Here is a 17,057-nt window from a genome sequence, read left to right on the forward strand (position 1 = left end):
AAATATTGAATTGGACAAAAAACCTGTTGAAATTGGAACAGTCAAATACCCGATTTCAGCTTAGGGAAATCAATGCACAAGACAAAAACTAGAACAATCCGCTGAGCAGCCCTTCTTGAACAGTCAATTTTGAAATCTATTGCGTGATTGCTCTTAATCAAACCCGAGGGTGGCCTTAGCAATGAACTCAGGGCATCGCCCCTCCCGCAATTAGGGACCTCGAATTTCAGTCTCACCTAGAAGAGGTTAATCACTCCGTTTCGCGGCACGTACTTTGATCAGCAATTCGCCTGGTTTACGGCTTTGTTTTTCAATACCTCGCAAAAACCATGCTGATTGCCAACTTCGTGTGAGTTCAAAAGGTTTCAAATCGAAACAGTTAGATAGGATGTCAAATTTCTGAGGAAGATTTTGAGATATACCAATCGCACATTTCAAGCCGATCCTGTCCAAAAAAAACTTCGTTTTCAAATAGCAAAGTTGGTGTACCCCAATGCCCAGCGCATTTTAATTCTTGGGCGTTTCGGGCCAACAATTCATCAAAACGATCAGAATGTACCTTTGCATGTTGATTGAGACTAAACCAGTCGCCTCCTGCCGATTTCACGGCTGCTTCTAACGCTCCAGACCGCGTCCAACTACCGTTTTGGCCAAACAAAAGGGCGCCAACAGCTTGATAAACCTGCACTCCCAAGCCGGCCCGACAAGCGGCTGCCAGCAAACGCGTCAGCTGCCGGATGTAGGGCTGATCTTGCGCAATCTCGCCTGTTTCAAGGTTCTGGACAATCGGATCTGGGGCCGGCCAATCAAAGGGAATACCCAGCATTGCAGCCGTCCGTTCCGCGTCGGTTCGCAGATAGTTCAGCAGAGCCGGATTACCTTTTGAAAAGAACTGTGGTTCTCGAATAGCCAAAGGATAAACTGGCTTGAGGACCAAATCCAAACTGTGCTTTTTGGCAAGGCCGATCACCCGATCCGTTGCCAAATATGAATAAGGTGATCGAAGAGTTACAAAAAAAGGCAAATCTCGCGTCATGCGACAGCCACCCGTTCTGGGCCAGCAGACAGGGTTCCCATCATGCGATCCAAATGACGCGCAATTAGCTTTGCCTTGAGCTCGGAGTATTTCGGATCGTCCCAGAGGCACCGAAACTCATTGGGATCTTCTTGCAAATCAAAGAGTTCGCCAAGGCCAGGATGTGAATGATAAACAACTAGCTTATATCGCCCGTCACAAGTCATGCTAGCGCGCGTATCATGCGTAACCTCGCTACTGCCAAGCGAGTCATTGAAGTCGGTTACAACTGTTTCTTTGTGAAAATCCGCACCCTCAAAGACAGTATCCGTGAAAGACATACCTTGGATGGATTTGTCGATTTCAATTCCAACCAAAGAAAGCAAAGTTGGTGCGATATCAACGCTTTCCGCCATTACTTCAGAGCGTATATCGCGCGGAATACCTGGGCCTGTCATCACTAGGGGTACACGAATTAACCCTTCAAAAAAGCGACAACCTTTGTAAAGCAATCCATGATCGCCAAGCATTTCTCCATGGTCGCTTGTAAATACGATGACAGTATTATCGATTTCTCCGGTAGCTTCGAGGTGATCAAGAATTCGGCCAAATTGCGCATCAAGATTTTCGATCATCGCATAGTACGCCGCTTTGACCTTGAGTCCATCAAAGCGGTCAGGCGGCTTTGCGCCACGTTTATCCCCTTCGGGAATGACATGCGCTGCACGCTCAGTTGGCGATAACAACGGATTTACCGCTACGCGCTTTTGCGTCCGAACATCAAAGAACCTTTTTTGGTGGGCAATATCTGTCTCTTGAAACAGAGGTGGGGCCAAATCCTGTCCGTCTCCAAAGCGATCCATTGTTTCTGGTGGCGGGTTAAAGGGAGGGTGCGGATCAAATGGATTCAAACTCAGCATCCATGGGCCATCCCGATCCTCTTGCATGAATTGGATCGCCCGCTCTGCCAGCCAAGCCATTTGGTGCAACTCTGCTGGAACACCAACAGAAAGATACGGTGGTTTTCCAGAGAACAATTGGCTTGGATCTTCGCCTTTTTCGCGAAGCCATGTCCAATATGCGTTGCTGCCTGGCACCTTCTCCCAACCAGGGTTCTGGCACCACTCAAAAATCCGATACCCATCGTCAGGGCGTTGTTCGAATTTAGAGGCCGTTGAGAGATGTAGCTTGCCGATCAAACCGCAGTCATAACCGTTTTCGGCAAATGTCTTAGTCACCAGTTTTTCGGTCTTTGGGAAATAGGCGTTTCCGTTGCGATATACGCGATGTGCTGCTGGATACCGCCCCGTCAGAAAACTTGCGCGACTCGGCGTGCATATCTGGTTCTGCACATAGCATTTTTCGAAAGTTGTCCCAATCTTCATCAATCGATCAATGTTGGGTGTCTCGATCTCGGCATTTCCCAATGCCGAGATGGTATCGTAGCGCATCTGATCTGCGCAAAACCAAAGGATATTTGGACGGGTATCTGCGCCGGTCTTGCTCATTTTTTAGCGCCTCGTTAGTTCGCTGCGCGCGTTGCGCGATGTTGCAGAAGAGTTTTCACCAATGGCCAACACAGACTCGCGATCGAGATAGCTAAGAAGCTGGCAGCGAAAGGCCTTGTGAATAGCGGCTCGAGACTACCACCCGTAGACATCAGGCCAGACCGGAGCTGTTCTTCTGCGATCGGAGCCAGAACAAATCCGATGACGAACGGGCCCAGAGGCATTTTGATCCGCTCCATGCAAAAGCCCAAGACACCTAAGCCAAGCATGATCCACACATCAAAGAAACTGTTACCGACGGCAAAAATACCAACCACACAGAACACAATGATCGTCGAAAGTAGATAGGCCCGTGGCACATAAAGAACCTTGGCAATATGGGCCACGCTAACCATCATAATGCCAAACATCACGATGTTCCCGACGAGATATGCCGCTATTACGCCATAGGCAATTTCGGGATTGTTGATGAACAACAATGGCCCTGGCTCGAGATTGTGAATAATCAATGCGCCAATTAAAATCGCGTCGACCACTGATCCCGGAATTCCCAATGTAATCAGAGGAATTAGCGCCCCACCAACCGCTGCATTGTTTGCTGTTTCCGCGGCAACAACACCTGGTTCATGGCCCGTTCCAAACTTTTCCGGTTCTTTTGACGCGCTGCGTGCTGCGGAGTACGACAGCATAGATGCGATGTTTGATCCAATGCCAGGCAAGATACCAATCCACGTCCCAATGATGCTTGAGCGCATGAAGTTGGACGAGAATTTGCGAATATCGTGCAAGCTTAGGAACATATTGCCGCGTTCTAGCTCTGCTTTCGGAGGGATTTCATCTATCTTAATGATATCCTTGAAAATCTGGCTTACCGCAAAGGCACCGATTAGAACGGGCAATAAGCTGAGACCACTTTCCAAAGGAGTGAAGCCAAAAGTCAATCGCGTTGTTCCCGCGCTAGGGTCAATACCGGGCATATGGATTAACATACCAAGACAAGCGGCAATTAAGCCTTTGAGTAAGGAGCCTTGGCTTAGGCTGGACAGCATTACCAACGCCATCAGGACCATGGTGAAGTATTCCCAAGGACCAAATGTAATCGCCAACTTGGCAAAGGGTGGCGCAAGCAAAGCAAGGAAAACAAACGAGATCATCCCGCCAACAAATGAGGCTGTAATTCCTAAACCCAACGCGCGGGCGGCTTTGCCCTGTTGGGTCAGCGGATAGCCATCAAATGTCGTCATAATGGAAGATGGGGTGCCTGGCATTCGCAACAACGTTGCTGAAATTTGGCTTCCTGACACGCCGCCAACATACATCCCTACGAGCAACATGATCGCGTTCACACTGTCCATGAAGAATGTCAGCGGTAAAGTCAGTGTGATCAACATCGTTGTTGTCAAACCCGGGATCGAGCCAACGACGATCCCAAGCGCAACGCCGCTGAAAACGAGCACAAATGGCAATGGTGCCATTAGATACAAAAGTGCGTCAAAAAACTGCATGCTAGTCCCCAGTTAAGGTAGGTTGATGTAGAAAAATTTTGTGAAGACATATGTGCAGGCCGTGATCATCACGACTGAATATCCGGCAATCCATGGAAGCTTTCGCATATCGCGATGCGTCATCAGCCAAGCCACAATGGTCAAAAAGATGATGCCCGCTATGTTGAAGCCGAGGAGACCCAAATCCATCACCGCTACAAAAACAAGAGTCGCAAGAAAAACAACCAACGACAGCATGTTGTGCGATTTGATCGTATTGGGCTTTGGTTGCGCTTCAGGTTTTGAACGCTGAAGCTGGTATATCGCCCGGCCTATCATGATCAATGAAAGCAACGCCATGATGCCAGAAAGCGCGCGTGGCAACGCTGCTGAACCGAGGGGCTCAAACTTCGGAGGAGGCAAATCAGCGGTGCCAAAATAAATCAGACCACTAAAGGCGATTAAGACAATAGCAAAGGCAATTTCAGACTTTGCGGTCGCGTTGGATGACATTTCGATCCCCTGCTAATACCTGCCAGCGCCAGTACTGCTGGCAGGTAACGTTGACTATTTAGAGATGCCGTTTTCAGAGACGACAACTTTCAGACCCTCAAGTACCTTGCTGGATTCACTCAACGCTGTATCACCTTCGGTCCAATATGGATCTAGCGAGTTCTCTTTGAACCAGGTTTGCATCTCATCGCTTTCTATTGCTGTCTTTAGCACAGACTGAAGCTTAGCGGCGGCGGCTTCATCGAGATTTGGCGGTGCCAACCACCATGCCGGGTTTGCCCAAACCACGTCGTATCCTAATTCTGATGCGGTTGGCACATTAGGCAAAGTCGCCAGGCGGTTCGCACCAAAATAGACCAGTGCACGAATGCCATTGGGCTCAAACTTCAAGTATTCCGTGGCAGCAAATAGTGCGATGTCAGCATTTCCGCCAAGTAAACGAGCCAAACGATCAGCACCACCTGGTGCGCCGATCAACCGTGTTTTGAAATCTGCAGCGCTAGCAACTTGAACACCAACGAGGTGCGGCACGGTTCCAATGCCAACTGCTTCAACCAAGCTTTCCGGCTCTGCCTGCAGGGCTTTAACCAGATCATCGAAGGTTTCGTACGGAGAGTCTGAACGCACAGCCCAAACAGGACTACCGCCACCGGTAAAACCAAGTGACGTAAAGTCATCTGGTGAAATGTCGTTCACTCCCATTGAATTGGAAATCAGCATGCCATGTGACCAATGCATAATCGTGTGGCCGTCCCCGCCGGCGGCAAGCACTTCACGGGCAGCATTTGCAGAAGCTGCACCAGGCTTGTTCACGATTATCATGGGCTGACCAAGAAGGTCTTTCTCATTGATATAATTTGAAATCTTGCGGGCAATCGTATCAGTACGTCCACCTGGCTTAAAACCAACGTACACCTTCACCGGAGCCTCGGGGAAATCAGCCAATACCAAATTTGGAGTTGAAGCGATTGCCAAAGCAATTATCGCACCAACCGTCTTTCGTTTGATGAATTTAGTAAATTCCATTCAGTCGTCCTCCCTCGACGAGATCGTGCAACTCGCACAATTGGCCCAACCAATATTATTTTTAATACAACTTGTCCAGTCCAAAAATGCCATCGATACGCCAGCCCGGTCACCTTGCTGGGATTTTAGAGCGGGCCTAATTTCCTTTTTGTGTAACATTTGGGGGCAGTTTCATTAAGTACCTCACGCCCTGATCCAATCATTTAAGCCTTGAGCAGGAGGGCGGGAATTCAATCCGCCAGAACGTGTCAGCGCTCGACGCCGCTCGTTTGATAGAATTTCGCAACATAATAGAAAGACTATGAAAATTCTCTGGGATCATGACAAAGTGACAGCGTTTAAGGCCACAAGCGATCCAACACATTATGGGCTGATGCTGGGACCAAAACATCCTTCAGCCGCGACGGGAGAGCCGCTGCCTGACCACAGCACAACACAAACCAAAGGTCGCGAATTTGGTATGTTCACCTCAAAAAACAATCAGCGTTTGATTGGTCCAACCTAAAAGGCCTAAATCATCGCTTCAACAATGCTGTGTCTATCGCCCACCAAGTGGACATTGCGATCTCTACCCACTTCTAGCGAACAGCCGATTGCAACGAATCCGCAAAAACAAAACGAATTCCACTGCGCGTCGCATTCCTTCAAAACTGATCGTCCCAAAAGTCGCTAGGCATATCATGGAGCAGTTGGGCAGTTGTGTCATCAATCCAGTCCTGCTGTTCATCTGCGGACCAACTTGCATACCCAGGTTCTTCATGGGCAAGTGCTTGGGCGCGGCGCTTGGCTTGTGCATATTTGATTTGATCGATGGGCGCGTCGGGGATTATGGCATAGACGAAAGTACCGCCCATCGCCCTGGCAAGATTTTCCATCTGCTTAAGGGACACTGCCCCTTCTTTTTCGCTGCGTTCGGCCTGGTAGATGGCGTTGCGCGAAACGCCTTTGCGCGTAGCAACTTGCTCAGCCGACATGCCCAACGCAAGCCGCATCGTCGCAATCCATCCCCTTTCAGGTACGGAATGATCAGCAAACCGTACTGCACAGCGGTCAAGCAGACGAGCCCAGCGTCGGCGTTGCATAAAGTCAGGCATGAACGTCCTTTAGCAAAATTCGGCCATTACTTTAACAAACCACATAAACCACAAAACCCAATTCTCCAAATTATTTGACAAGTATTGCCAAAAAAAGAACATATATACCTAACATTTGTGAGAATTAGTGTTATATAAAAATGGAGAGGAAAGCGATGTTTAATTCATTTTTGGCTCCAGAAGCCATCCCATTTGCGATTGCACTTGCCGTTGTTGCCGGCCTATTCATCCTTGAAATCCTGAGTGCTCTTTTGGGAGTTACGGTCCTTGGCCTTGGTGGCGAAGGGCCGGATATTGATATCGACCCAGACTTCGATTTGAGTATGGATATTGATGTTGATGGTAACATCGATTTTGACGCACTGAGTGTGACGGGCGACATAGCTGATAGCCCCATTGCGCCATCTGGTGTCCTGACTTGGATCGGCGCGCGCGATGTGCCCTTCCTGATCTGGCTTGTGTCCTTTCTAACAACTTTTGGTCTGATTGGTCTGATTATTCAGTCCATAACGACGGGACTCATTGGAGGTCCAATGTTCATGTGGCTGGCGGTGGCGCTTACTATTGTACCCGCTCTTAGCGTCACACGCCTCATTGCCAATTGGGTCGCTTTGATTATGCCCAAAACAGAAAGCAGCGCGATGCGCACCCGATTTTTGGGTGGTCATCGCGGCACGATTACCCAAGGGACCGCCAGTCGCGGCAAACCCGCCGAGGCTAAGATCAAAGACCGTCACGATAACATCCACTATATCAGGGTCGAACCATTGGAAGACGATGGCGTTTTCCGACAGGGCAGTGATGTAACGCTTATTCGCAAGCGTGGTGACAAATTCTTTGTCATCTAAGCCGCCACCGGCCCCCAAGCTAATACACATAGTACGAAGGAGTTTCTCATGGATATAATTTCAATTCTTACTTTCGCGGGTATCATTGTCGGCCTGCTTATTTTTATCGGCCTAATCATGGCGCGTCTTTATAAGCGCGCAACCCGCGAAACCAGTTTGGTAAAGACCGGGTCGGGTGGCAAAAAAGTTATCATGGATGGCGGCACTATTGTTGTGCCGTTCCTACATGAAATTTCGATGGTCAACATGAAGACCCTGCGCCTTGAAGTGGCCCGAGTGAACGAACAGTCGTTGATCACCAAAGACCGTATGCGTGTCGACGTTGGGGTTGAATTCTACGTCTCGGTTAACGCGACCGAAGATGGGATTTCTCGTGCGGCGCAGACCCTTGGAGATCGCACCTTTCATGTAGATCAGCTGCGCGAGATGATTGAGGGTAAGCTGATTGACGGGCTACGTGCCGTTGCGGCCCAGATGACCATGGATGAATTGCATGAAAACCGTGCCAGCTTTGTCCAGGAGGTGCAGAATGCGATTTCTGAAGATCTGCTGAAAAACGGTCTGGAACTAGAAGCTGTTTCTTTGACCGCTTTGGATCAAACCCCATTTGAACAGCTGGATGAAAACAATGCGTTTAATGCCGTTGGTATGCAGAAACTGGCCGCTGTAATCGCGACATCGCGTAAGGAACGCGCTGAAATTACGGCGGAAGCAGACGTATCTGTTGCGCGCTCAGAAATGGAGGCTGAAAAGCTGAAGTATCAGATTGACCGCGAACAACAAGAAGCCTCTATCACGCAAATCCGCGAAATCCAGTCGCTTCAAGCCAGTCAAGAGGCCGAGATTGCACGCAATCAAGAAGCCTCTGATCAGGCCAAAGATCAGGCCCGCATTGAACGCGAACGTGCGGTGCGTGCATCCGAGATTGAACGCGAACGGACCATCCGTGAAGCTGAGATCGCGAAAGAGCGTGAATTGGAGGTTGCAGACCAAGAACGTCAGATCATTGTTGCGCGAAAATCTGAAGAAGAAAGCCAAGCGCGTGCATCAGCGGATAACGCCCGAGCTGAAGCTAAAAAAGCATCAGAAGCAATTGAAACTGCCCGCGCTGTTGCAGAGGCAGAGCGTCAGAAACAGATTGCATTGATTGAAGCTCAAAAAGAAGCCGAGCGTCAGGCGACGGGTATCCGTCTTGCGGCTCAGGCTGAAAAGGATGCGGCAAGTGACCGAGCTGCGGCGAAGTTGGAGGAAGCTCAGGCTGATGCTAACGCGATTATTGTTCGCGCCGACGCAAAAAAGACCGATTTACTAGCCACAGCCGAAGGTCAGACCGCGATTGCCAACTCTGAGAATGAACTAAGCGCCGAGATCATCGCAATGAAGATTCGCCTTGCAAGTCTTGAGGCGCTGCCTGGGATTGTGGCCGAAATGGTCAAGCCCGCAGAAAAGATCGACTCGATCAAAATTCATCAAGTCACAGGCATGGGTGGCGGACAAAGCAATGGTGAGACCATGGGCAAAGGTGGAACGCCTGTAAACCAAGCACTGGACTCTGTTTTGGGTATGGCCCTGCAGATGCCCGCGATGCAGGCGCTGGGAAAAGAACTGGGGATCAGCTTGGAGAACGGTATAGCTGGTGTCGTTGAATCGACCCTTGAAAACCCAGTCGCTTCCGATGAAACCGTCCCACCAATGAACTCCGAAGCTGAGACAATGCAATAACGGCAATGGGGCTCCGTGTTTTGTCGGAGCCCTTTCTTTTCCAGCGAGGCCTGCCAGCTTTGGATTTCAAAACCGATGTTTAGCTAGCGCAACTGCAATTACCAAAGAGTTGGTCCAAAAAAGATAACCCGTTTTGACGCCCCTTTAAGCCGACATTCACTGCACAGAAATCATAAGGAGCTTTGGACTCGGCACAGACTTTTGCTGCAGTATTTTTAATACCTGCCTTCGCTTTTTAAGCTGTTTTTCTTCGAAATCAACGGATGTCAGCAAACCGTTGTTTATCTGCTTTCGTTTCGCGCTATGGAACCGTTCGATGTATTCGAGGACGACTTCTCAAGCGACTTTGTAGGATGGGTAGGTTCTGCGCCTGATCCACTGCTTCGCGCTTGAAATAGTTTGACCCTTAGTCAACTTCCTTGACAAAAAAACGGGGGCAAAGCGTTACAGACCTAGCGGTGCCCCATTAAAAGGCAAAAATTTAGTATTGGCTGATTTAGATAAACCCAAAAAATCATCAAAAATCGATCACTTGAAATCTGTGTAGGTAGCATTTCTTATAAGATGTGCTTTTGTCATTTAGCTGTACAAACCACCACCGAAAGGAAACAGGTTGATGAATTTGCAGTGCCCGGAATTGATATATCTCTTGCGGTATCCGAACTTCGCCTCCACAGCTTTAACGAATGTGAACAAATGGAGATCTTTGGTTCAAATGGCGCTTCAAGGCGCATCGTGTTCCTTCGAGTTGTTTAACGACGCGCACCATTCCATTGCCACCTTGGCTACTTCGCGCCTTAAATTTGGGCTGGTAATTTCCTATGCATAGAATCGCGTATCGCAAGTACCGCAAGCTTTTCACTCTATTAAAGAGCCTTCAAAAAACTGCATTTTTTCTTGTGCTATTTGCATGCAGCTCTTTTCTCACAACATTTGAACTAAACGCGGAAATTCGTGAAAGCAAACACCTCCAACGACACACATTCTTTTGGCATTACACAAATTTTGAAAGTTACGTTGAAGCTACTTTTTTGGTCGGCACTCCCGCTCAAACTCTGCGTAGCTGGTTGGACACCCATAATTTTGAGAAACCAAGTAACGTGCCTCACTCTCTTGTTTATCTGTTGGCTAATGACAAACGCATAAAACGCCTCACGGGAGACGAGGCGAATACAATTTGGAAAATGTCCAGCAAACGCATTTGGTCGATATGTGGCCCAAGCTGGCATGAAGTTTTCTGGCGCGAAGATGAGCAATCAAATATCTCGGATTTGGCCACCTACCAGGTGCTTTGCGTTTCGAACCTACCCTAGTTTTTATTGAGCATTTTTGGGAAAGTTGTATTTCCTGAAACTTTAATGGGGTACTCGTCCTCATCGAAGCCCCTTGCCTTCGCCAAACTCGTTTGTTTGGTGCTTACTCGACGATTTCACCCGTCAAGATAAGCCGAGCGCGACCAAAGCGGGTCATTTCACGCTTGAAGATGTGAAATTTGTCGCCCAAAATCGTGGGTTTCTCGGCCACCTGAACCTCACAACAAAAAATGTGTAATTTTGTGTTAGGCCGAATCCGAGCAATATCCACAAGCTGACTAACTCATTGCTTTTACTTGGTAAAAATGGTGCCCAGGGGCGGAATCGAACCACCGACACGAGGATTTTCAATCCACTGCTCTACCCCTGAGCTACCCGGGCACGGGAGAGTGATTTCTCACTCGGGTTGCGGCGTTTTATGTCACTGCTGGGGTGGTGTCCAGAGCCAAATTGAAAAAAGTCAGTGAAGTTGATTGTCTTTATTTCCGGGTTGCAAAAGACCTGCTTCTTGGCCCTCTTCTGGCTCAGTTGGATAAGTATAACCGCCACTTAGCCACTTTCCCAGGTCGATGTCAGCGCAACGTTTGGAGCAGAAAGGCCGATAGGTTTCAGAGGTCGTCTTTTTGCAAATTGGGCAGCTCATGACAGCAGGGCAGCCACAGGCAAACGTTCACGTTTGCGTTGCAATTCAAAATGTCCAAGAGGCGTCCATCCAGCCATAACTGTTTCAACACCATCAGCGCGCAATGCGGTCCGAATTGCCGTTTCAAACGCACGACGATCCTTTTTTGCCATAGGCGCAAGGTCAAGTGTGATCTGCCCACCTATTCCACGAATGCGGCACTGGCGCGGCAAATCTTTCGCAGCCGCCAAATTTGCGCGCAATGTTGCCGCCGGTGATGTGTCGCTGCCAGTATTCACATCAACGGCAACAAGCGCTCGGGTAGGCTCGACGAACATATATGCCCCGGCTCCTAGCGCCACTTTGGAAAACTGCAATTCATCTAGCGCATCCAGAACACCAAGGTCTTCAAATCCCGCTTCATGGGTGACAACTTCGGCAGGATCGGTCCATTCGCGCCAAGCCACCAAATGCGGCCCATCGCCTTCCAACAGCATTTCTGCTGCACCCTCTGCATCCGCCAAAATAGCTTCCGCAAGATCTTGCATCGCTGCGATGTCTTCTGCGATCTGTTCAGGCTCGGCTGTTGCGCAACTGGAACGCAGTATCAATCCCATCCCATTTTCACGCATAACGTCATGGGCTATGCCCTTCAATGTATCGCGTGTGTCTTCATCCCGTATGCTCCGACTAACGTTCAAGCCAGGCGCTTCTGGGGTCACAATTGCAAAGCGGCTTTTGAACAACACTCGTGCGGTGACCGGAATCGCCTTGCCATCTTCTGCGTATCCGGTGACTTGAACCAACAGGGTTTGCCCCGGTGACAGACCTTTGACCTGACGCAAAAACGCGCTGCCATCCGGTGTCTGCAAAAACATGCCGCCCTGACCCTTGATCGGTCGGTCTGCGACCGCGCGATAAATGGTGCCTGGACGTGGCGCATCGCCATCAATCAAGAAATCAGACAGTTTTCCGTCAACCATTAGCGCCGCAGCCTCACGGTCGTTCACTTGGTCTAGGATGATTTGGCGACCCTTCATGGGAAATCCTTATACATTGGAAAACCTGCGGCGCTTAGCAGGGCAGCGGTTTCAGCAAGTGGCAAGCCAACGATGCCAGTAAATGATCCGCTAATCCAAGGAATAAAAGCACCAGCGGGACCCTGAATTGCATAAGCACCAGCTTTGCCTTGCCAGTCGTTAGTCGCAAGATAGCTGTTCAATTCTTGGTCCGAAAGACGCTTCATCTTGGCGAAGCTGACCACGTCTTTGTGCCACATCTGGTCGCCCTTACGCAGGGCCACAGATGTAATAATGCTGTGGCGACGTCCACCCAGGGCAATTAGAAATTCGGCAGCCTGGGCAACGTCCTGGGGTTTTCCCAGAATACGCCGACCTAAAGCCACGGTTGTATCAGCGCACAAAACTATATCAGTGTGATCTGCCCGTACTGCGGCAACTTTTTCGCGGGCAATACGACCGCAATATGCGCGCGGCGCTTCACCCCTACGGGGTGTCTCGTCAATGTCGGGGGGGCGAATATCATCCGCAACCACACCGATCTGAGCAAGCAATTCCTTGCGGCGCGGGCTTCCAGAACCAAGAATGAGCTTCATATCTTCGGTCCCGCACCTAAGGCCGCGCAACAGGGCGCGTTATTTGAAACGATAGTTGATCCGGCCTTTGGTCAGATCATATGGGGTCATTTCAACTTGGACTTTGTCACCAGCAAGAACACGGATGCGGTTTTTACGCATCTTGCCTGCCGTATGTGCAATAATTTCATGGCCGTTTTCCAGCTCGACCCGAAACGTCGCATTCGGCAGGAGTTCCTTTACGACACCGGGGAATTCGAGCAGTTCTTCCTTGGCCATGGTCTCTCCTATAGCGTAGCACTCGCCATTTGCGAGCGGCCTTTAAATGGGCGCAAATTCTCTTTTTTACAAGGGTTATTCGAACCGCATCTCCGAATTATGGCAAGTTTTGATTGAATACCGGCCTCAATCGGCTGGGAAGCAGCAAAAAATGACAAAATTCCATAGGGTTTGGCAGAGAAACCTTTAGAATTCTGCTTCACCATAGATCTTTTCATTATTAAGAATCTTTTGCATTACAGCTCAACGTGATCGGTTTTGGAGGCATTTTCACCCTCGTTTAACTTATCCATCCACTCCCCCGCCAAAGATTTATATTGCAGCCAAGCTTTTGAACTGCCTTGGTAAATCTTTTTCCGAACTTGAGACTGGGAGGCCGTTGTCACCGGTTGGTTGCCTTTTTCAGGGCTAAGGCATGCGGCATGCCAAGACAGGCCAACTTGTACAAGTAAGTTCCTTATTGTGTTCTCTGGCCCGCGAACAAGTTGTTCATAGTCCAGAGAATAGATTCTGGACGGAAATCGGGTTTGCCAAAACGCCATTAGTTGCTGATAGGCCTTATAATAGGACACGAGATCCTCTGGATCATAAGAAAACCCATTGCCCATCGAGCTATAAAGCGTGCGAAAGTTGGACCAACAGACGGCATTTGCGTCACGTCGCATGTGAATGACGCACGCATCAGGTATTGCCATAAGAATATGACCGATTAACCGAAAATTGGTCGGCATCTTATCGGTGAAAAACGCGGTTTGTCTGGCACAAGGCGGTAAGCGCCGCAAATAATCCTGTCGCAATGCGGCAGCCTGATCCACATCTGGGGCCTCTTGGTTTGGCAGGCATGTTACCACGCTTTGTAACAATGCGCTGGTTTCGCCACACGCCATCACATCGGGATGGCGCGCAAGTATGGCTTCGGCCAATGTTGTGCCGGAACGTGGCATCCCGACGATGAATATGGGTCTTGGCCCCGCCGCGCGGCGAGCTTGCGCAAGGTTTGGCGTTGGCACCGCAAATGCCGTTTTGAGTTTCTCAAATAGCGCGATGTCGCGACCAACATCATAGGCCAAGTATTGTTTTTGCAGCGCATTTCCTTCGCAATAATGCGCATATGCACGATCATAATTTGCGTTGTCTTCACACAGTTTTGCCATGGCGAAATGCAAATATTTGGCATCACGTTGACTTTGCGGAAGATCAAGAGCGCCTGTTATTCGCTCTGAAATTTCAGGCTCGGTGCACATATCGTGCCGCAATGCAAAATTATAAAAATGATTGCCTTGCGGCTTGCCCAACACAATGGCATCTCGGTGGGAATTATTGGCCTGATCAATGCGTCCCAATGCGCCCAACGCAGCAGCTTTCAGGCCGTAAAATTGCTCTGACGCGGGGTCTGACTTTAGGCCTTGCTCTGCTATCTCGAGCGCTTTTTCAGCCTGGCCAGAATTATAGCAACATCGGCCAAGAGCCAGTTGAAAACTCTGGTTATTTTGCGAAAGTTTAAGTGCAATTTCATAGCTCTTAATAGCTTCCTCGAACAAGCCAGCTAGTTCAAATGCCTCTGCAAGTGTGCCAGCATAAATCGGGTTTTTTGGATCCCTAGCAAGCGCGGCTCCAAGTTGCGTCAGCGCTTCGCGCAACCGATTTGACCGCATCAACGCCGTGCCAAGCCGAAATGTAAGGTCTGCATCAGAAGGCCCAAGTTTCTGTGCCGTGACAAAACACGTTGCCGCCAAGGCGTTCTGGCCAACTGCCAAATACAAATTGCCCAGATCACGGTGCAGCATGGAAATACTAGCGTCCATTGCAATGCCACGCTTGTATAGAACAATGGCCTGTCGTAGCCGGCCCAATCCCGTGCTGGCCGCCCCCAAAAAACCTTGAATTACGGCCTCTTCTGGAAAGCGTCTTTGCGCGCGCGTCGCCATCTTATGCAGCTGACGAAATTGTCCCTTGTTCAGCAGGCGCTGCAACACATGAAGCTCAGAGGCCTTTTGGGTCTCCTTAACGATGGGCTGCATTTTACAAATCCTCTTAGCCACTTGTCAGACTCACGGTCCAACAAAAATGCGAAGATTTGGTTAGCCTGCGCGCCTATTGACTTGCGTCACCCCAATTATGTTTCAAATGCGAAATAATCTCGTCTCTGGCCAAACGATAGGCCACCAGCTTTGCCTCTCGGCTTTCCCCCTTGCCTGTCGGATCGGGTATCGGCCAAAACTGAACATCCGTATGAAAGAACTTTGTCAGTTCCATTGCCTTGGCATGGCTCGCGGGTGTCAGCGCAACAATCAAATCAAAACTAGAGAGCTGATCGCCCCATTGTTCCATTTCTTCAAACGACCGAGACCGATGGCGCGATAGTTCCACATCAATCTCCTGGCACACAGAAATGGCGAATCCATCGATTTCCAGATCGTTTTTCAACCCGGCTGATTGCACATAGCTATCAGTGCCAAACAGTTTTTTCATCACCCCTTCGGCCATCGGAGAGCGCACTGCGTTGTGATCGCAGCAAAACAACACGGACTGCGGAAAATCAGCGGCCATTGTCACGCTCCGAAATGCAGCACACAAATCAGCGTAAAAAGGCGACGAGCTGTGTCGTTGTCAATCTCGGCCTTCCCTTCCAAACGCTCTATCAAAATGCGCGCACCCTCATTGTGAATGCCACGTCGAGCCATATCGATGGTTTCGATCTGGCTTGGAGGCATGTTTTTCACTGCATCAAAATAGCTTTCGCAAATCTGCCAATAATCTTTGACAACTTGACGAAACGGCGACAATGACAGGTGGAATTCCGCCGCCTTTTCTTCGCTCTCAGTGGTCAGGTCAAATACCAATCGCTTGTCGCGGATCGCAAGTTCGAGCTGAAACGGGCCCGTTGGATCTGGTCGATCCGTACGCTTTGGCAAGGCAAACACGTTCTTTTCGACCAAGTCAAACATCGCTACACGGCGCTCTTGCTCGATTTCGGGCGTAGGCGGCGGCAGATTGCGATCGTCTATTTCAATACGGCTGATACGGCTCATCTCTAAACTCTTACCTGTCCTGTTGCCAAATGGGTAACCCAAGTGCTGCAATACAGCAATGCGGCAGAGCGACATAAGTATTAATACCGTTGCACTTGGCAACATTCGTAAAATCGCAGAGAACAAGAAAAAAGGGGCGATTATGACAGATTACGGTGTATTCTCTTTGGCCGGTCAGCGCGCGCTGATCACTGGCAGTAGTGCAGGTCTGGGCTTTGAAATTGCAAAATTACTCGCGAGCGCAGGGGCAGAAGTTTGGGTCAATGGTAGGCAGAAAACTGACGTACACCAAGCCGTTGAATATATTGGAGTAAATGCACGTTCCGCGATTTTTGACGTGGCAGACCACAGTGCGGTAGTGGCTCAGTTTAATCAGTTTGAGGACCTTGGAGGCCTCGACATCTTAGTTAACAACGTCGGCCTAAGAGATAGGCGCAATTTCCCCGAATTTACCCATGCTGATGTCACACGTCTTTTGGATGTAGACCTTGTCGCGCCGTTCTTCCTGGCACAATCTGCCGCAAGATTAATGGAAAAAAACGGCTATGGGCGTATCATAAACATTTCATCTCTTGCGGGGTTAGTCGCCCAACCCGGAGACGCGGCCTATACCACAGCAAAATCTGGTCTCATTGGCATGACCCGAGCCCTATCTGCTGAGCTGGGCCCCAAAGGCATCAATGTAAATGCGGTTGCACCTGGATTTTTCAGAACATCGCCGAACCAAGAAGCCAGCAAAGACCCGGCCTTGGCGCAACGATTGAAGTCAAATTCAGCACTTGGTCGTTGGGGCGAACCGGCGGAGCTAGCACCAACAGTTTTATTGTTGGCATCAAAGGCTGCATCCTACCTTACAGGGCAGGTCATTGCGGTGGACGGTGGGTATTCGACGCATTATTGACCTTTTCTGGGCGGCGATAACTCTTCGTTAGGAATTCAGCGCAATATTGAGCACGCGGAACAGGCGGGGACGCCGATGGCCGTGTCAAAGAAGCCTCGCAGCCTTG

General features: G+C 49.6%; 17 protein-coding genes and 1 tRNA gene. 4 read left to right on the forward strand and 14 right to left on the reverse strand.

The window, feature by feature from the left end:
• Nucleotides 1-391 precede the first annotated feature (391 nt).
• The 5 genes from ABXG94_RS09955 to ABXG94_RS09975 are packed head-to-tail and all read right to left on the reverse strand — an operon-like array spanning nt 392 to nt 5,546.
• On the reverse strand, nt 392-1,036 hold the full coding sequence (locus ABXG94_RS09955; protein ID WP_353533846.1) for a 2-hydroxychromene-2-carboxylate isomerase: 645 nt from the start codon (nt 1,034-1,036) through the stop codon (nt 392-394).
• Nucleotides 1,033-2,523: a sulfatase family protein gene (locus ABXG94_RS09960; protein WP_353533847.1), complete on the reverse strand. Its 1,491-nt coding sequence runs from the start codon at nt 2,521-2,523 to the stop codon at nt 1,033-1,035. The genes ABXG94_RS09955 and ABXG94_RS09960 overlap by 4 nt, the downstream gene beginning before the upstream one ends.
• A 14-nt stretch (nt 2,524-2,537) precedes the next feature.
• Nucleotides 2,538-4,028: a tripartite tricarboxylate transporter permease gene (locus tag ABXG94_RS09965; RefSeq protein ID WP_353533848.1), complete on the reverse strand. Its 1,491-nt coding sequence runs from the start codon at nt 4,026-4,028 to the stop codon at nt 2,538-2,540.
• 12 nt (nt 4,029-4,040) lie between these two features.
• On the reverse strand, nt 4,041-4,520 hold the full coding sequence (locus tag ABXG94_RS09970) for a tripartite tricarboxylate transporter TctB family protein (protein ID WP_353533849.1): 480 nt from the start codon (nt 4,518-4,520) through the stop codon (nt 4,041-4,043).
• Between the two features lie 54 nt (nt 4,521-4,574).
• Complete coding sequence (locus ABXG94_RS09975) at nt 4,575-5,546, reverse strand: tripartite tricarboxylate transporter substrate binding protein (protein ID WP_353533850.1); 972 nt, start codon at nt 5,544-5,546, stop codon at nt 4,575-4,577.
• Between the two features lie 301 nt (nt 5,547-5,847).
• Between ABXG94_RS09975 and ABXG94_RS09980 the strand changes: the two genes are divergently transcribed.
• Entirely contained in the window at nt 5,848-6,051 is a 204-nt protein-coding gene (locus ABXG94_RS09980; protein WP_353533851.1) for a hypothetical protein, read from the forward strand.
• Nucleotides 6,052-6,190: 139 nt separating this feature from the next.
• Here the strand turns inward: ABXG94_RS09980 and ABXG94_RS09985 are convergent, their stop codons facing one another.
• Entirely contained in the window at nt 6,191-6,640 is a 450-nt protein-coding gene (locus ABXG94_RS09985; protein ID WP_353533852.1) for a helix-turn-helix domain-containing protein, read from the reverse strand.
• A 155-nt stretch (nt 6,641-6,795) separates the two neighbouring features.
• Here ABXG94_RS09985 and ABXG94_RS09990 point away from each other — a divergent pair, with 155 nt between their 5' ends.
• Both ABXG94_RS09990 and ABXG94_RS09995 read left to right on the forward strand, forming a co-directional pair.
• Nucleotides 6,796-7,488 carry a YqiJ family protein gene (locus ABXG94_RS09990; RefSeq protein WP_353533853.1) on the forward strand — a complete coding sequence of 231 codons (693 nt, stop codon included), beginning with the start codon at nt 6,796-6,798 and terminating at the stop codon, nt 7,486-7,488.
• 48 nt (nt 7,489-7,536) lie between these two features.
• Entirely contained in the window at nt 7,537-9,210 is a 1,674-nt protein-coding gene (locus ABXG94_RS09995; RefSeq protein ID WP_353533854.1) for a flotillin family protein, read from the forward strand.
• 1,619 nt (nt 9,211-10,829) lie between these two features.
• On the opposite strand, the gene ABXG94_RS10000 is transcribed toward ABXG94_RS09995, so the two are convergent.
• The 8 genes from ABXG94_RS10000 to ABXG94_RS10035 form a co-directional block, all read right to left on the reverse strand.
• Nucleotides 10,830-10,904: transfer RNA gene (locus tag ABXG94_RS10000), tRNA-Phe, on the reverse strand.
• 79 nt (nt 10,905-10,983) lie between these two features.
• Complete coding sequence (locus ABXG94_RS10005; RefSeq protein ID WP_353533855.1) at nt 10,984-11,166, reverse strand: DNA gyrase inhibitor YacG; 183 nt, start codon at nt 11,164-11,166, stop codon at nt 10,984-10,986.
• Nucleotides 11,163-12,185, reverse strand: coding sequence for a ribonuclease E/G (locus tag ABXG94_RS10010; RefSeq protein WP_353533856.1), 1,023 nt, complete (start codon nt 12,183-12,185; stop codon nt 11,163-11,165). Before ABXG94_RS10010 ends, ABXG94_RS10005 begins: the two co-directional genes overlap by 4 nt.
• Nucleotides 12,182-12,760 (reverse strand): Maf family protein, encoded by a 579-nt coding sequence (locus ABXG94_RS10015; protein WP_353533857.1) that lies wholly within the window; start codon nt 12,758-12,760, stop codon nt 12,182-12,184. The genes ABXG94_RS10010 and ABXG94_RS10015 overlap by 4 nt, the downstream gene beginning before the upstream one ends.
• 39 nt (nt 12,761-12,799) lie before the next feature.
• Entirely contained in the window at nt 12,800-13,018 is a 219-nt protein-coding gene (gene infA, locus ABXG94_RS10020) for a translation initiation factor IF-1 (protein WP_007205486.1), read from the reverse strand.
• 236 nt (nt 13,019-13,254) lie between these two features.
• On the reverse strand, nt 13,255-15,039 hold the full coding sequence (locus ABXG94_RS10025) for a tetratricopeptide repeat-containing sulfotransferase family protein (RefSeq protein WP_353533858.1): 1,785 nt from the start codon (nt 15,037-15,039) through the stop codon (nt 13,255-13,257).
• 73 nt (nt 15,040-15,112) lie between these two features.
• Complete coding sequence (locus ABXG94_RS10030) at nt 15,113-15,568, reverse strand: arsenate-mycothiol transferase ArsC (RefSeq protein ID WP_353533859.1); 456 nt, start codon at nt 15,566-15,568, stop codon at nt 15,113-15,115.
• Nucleotides 15,569-15,570: 2 nt separating this feature from the next.
• Complete coding sequence (locus ABXG94_RS10035) at nt 15,571-16,050, reverse strand: UPF0262 family protein (protein ID WP_353533860.1); 480 nt, start codon at nt 16,048-16,050, stop codon at nt 15,571-15,573.
• Between the two features lie 142 nt (nt 16,051-16,192).
• Here ABXG94_RS10035 and ABXG94_RS10040 point away from each other — a divergent pair, with 142 nt between their 5' ends.
• Nucleotides 16,193-16,951, forward strand: a complete 759-nt coding sequence (locus tag ABXG94_RS10040; protein ID WP_353533861.1) for an SDR family oxidoreductase — start codon at nt 16,193-16,195, stop codon at nt 16,949-16,951.
• The last annotated feature ends 106 nt before the right edge of the window (nt 16,952-17,057 follow it).

Source organism: Cognatishimia sp. WU-CL00825, assembly GCF_040364665.1.
In the GTDB taxonomy this organism is placed as follows: domain Bacteria; phylum Pseudomonadota; class Alphaproteobacteria; order Rhodobacterales; family Rhodobacteraceae; genus Cognatishimia.

Excerpts from the sequence above, each read along its gene's own strand:
- ABXG94_RS10035 (WP_353533860.1), bottom strand. The coding sequence starts at position 16,050 with ATGAGCCGTATCAGCCGTATTGAAATAGACGATCGCAATCTGCCGCCG.
- ABXG94_RS10025 (WP_353533858.1), bottom strand. The coding sequence starts at position 15,039 with ATGCAGCCCATCGTTAAGGAGACCCAAAAGGCCTCTGAGCTTCATGTG.
- ABXG94_RS10015 (WP_353533857.1), bottom strand. The coding sequence starts at position 12,760 with ATGAAGCTCATTCTTGGTTCTGGAAGCCCGCGCCGCAAGGAATTGCTT.
- ABXG94_RS10010 (WP_353533856.1), bottom strand. The coding sequence starts at position 12,185 with ATGAAGGGTCGCCAAATCATCCTAGACCAAGTGAACGACCGTGAGGCT.
- ABXG94_RS09970 (WP_353533849.1), bottom strand. The coding sequence starts at position 4,520 with ATGTCATCCAACGCGACCGCAAAGTCTGAAATTGCCTTTGCTATTGTC.
- ABXG94_RS09955 (WP_353533846.1), bottom strand. The coding sequence starts at position 1,036 with ATGACGCGAGATTTGCCTTTTTTTGTAACTCTTCGATCACCTTATTCA.
- ABXG94_RS09960 (WP_353533847.1), bottom strand. The coding sequence starts at position 2,523 with ATGAGCAAGACCGGCGCAGATACCCGTCCAAATATCCTTTGGTTTTGC.
- ABXG94_RS09980 (WP_353533851.1), top strand. The coding sequence starts at position 5,848 with ATGAAAATTCTCTGGGATCATGACAAAGTGACAGCGTTTAAGGCCACA.
- ABXG94_RS09975 (WP_353533850.1), bottom strand. The coding sequence starts at position 5,546 with ATGGAATTTACTAAATTCATCAAACGAAAGACGGTTGGTGCGATAATT.
- ABXG94_RS09985 (WP_353533852.1), bottom strand. The coding sequence starts at position 6,640 with ATGCCTGACTTTATGCAACGCCGACGCTGGGCTCGTCTGCTTGACCGC.
- ABXG94_RS09990 (WP_353533853.1), top strand. The coding sequence starts at position 6,796 with ATGTTTAATTCATTTTTGGCTCCAGAAGCCATCCCATTTGCGATTGCA.
- ABXG94_RS10040 (WP_353533861.1), top strand. The coding sequence starts at position 16,193 with ATGACAGATTACGGTGTATTCTCTTTGGCCGGTCAGCGCGCGCTGATC.
- ABXG94_RS09965 (WP_353533848.1), bottom strand. The coding sequence starts at position 4,028 with ATGCAGTTTTTTGACGCACTTTTGTATCTAATGGCACCATTGCCATTT.
- ABXG94_RS10030 (WP_353533859.1), bottom strand. The coding sequence starts at position 15,568 with ATGGCCGCTGATTTTCCGCAGTCCGTGTTGTTTTGCTGCGATCACAAC.
- ABXG94_RS10005 (WP_353533855.1), bottom strand. The coding sequence starts at position 11,166 with ATGAGCTGCCCAATTTGCAAAAAGACGACCTCTGAAACCTATCGGCCT.
- infA (WP_007205486.1), bottom strand. The coding sequence starts at position 13,018 with ATGGCCAAGGAAGAACTGCTCGAATTCCCCGGTGTCGTAAAGGAACTC.
- ABXG94_RS09995 (WP_353533854.1), top strand. The coding sequence starts at position 7,537 with ATGGATATAATTTCAATTCTTACTTTCGCGGGTATCATTGTCGGCCTG.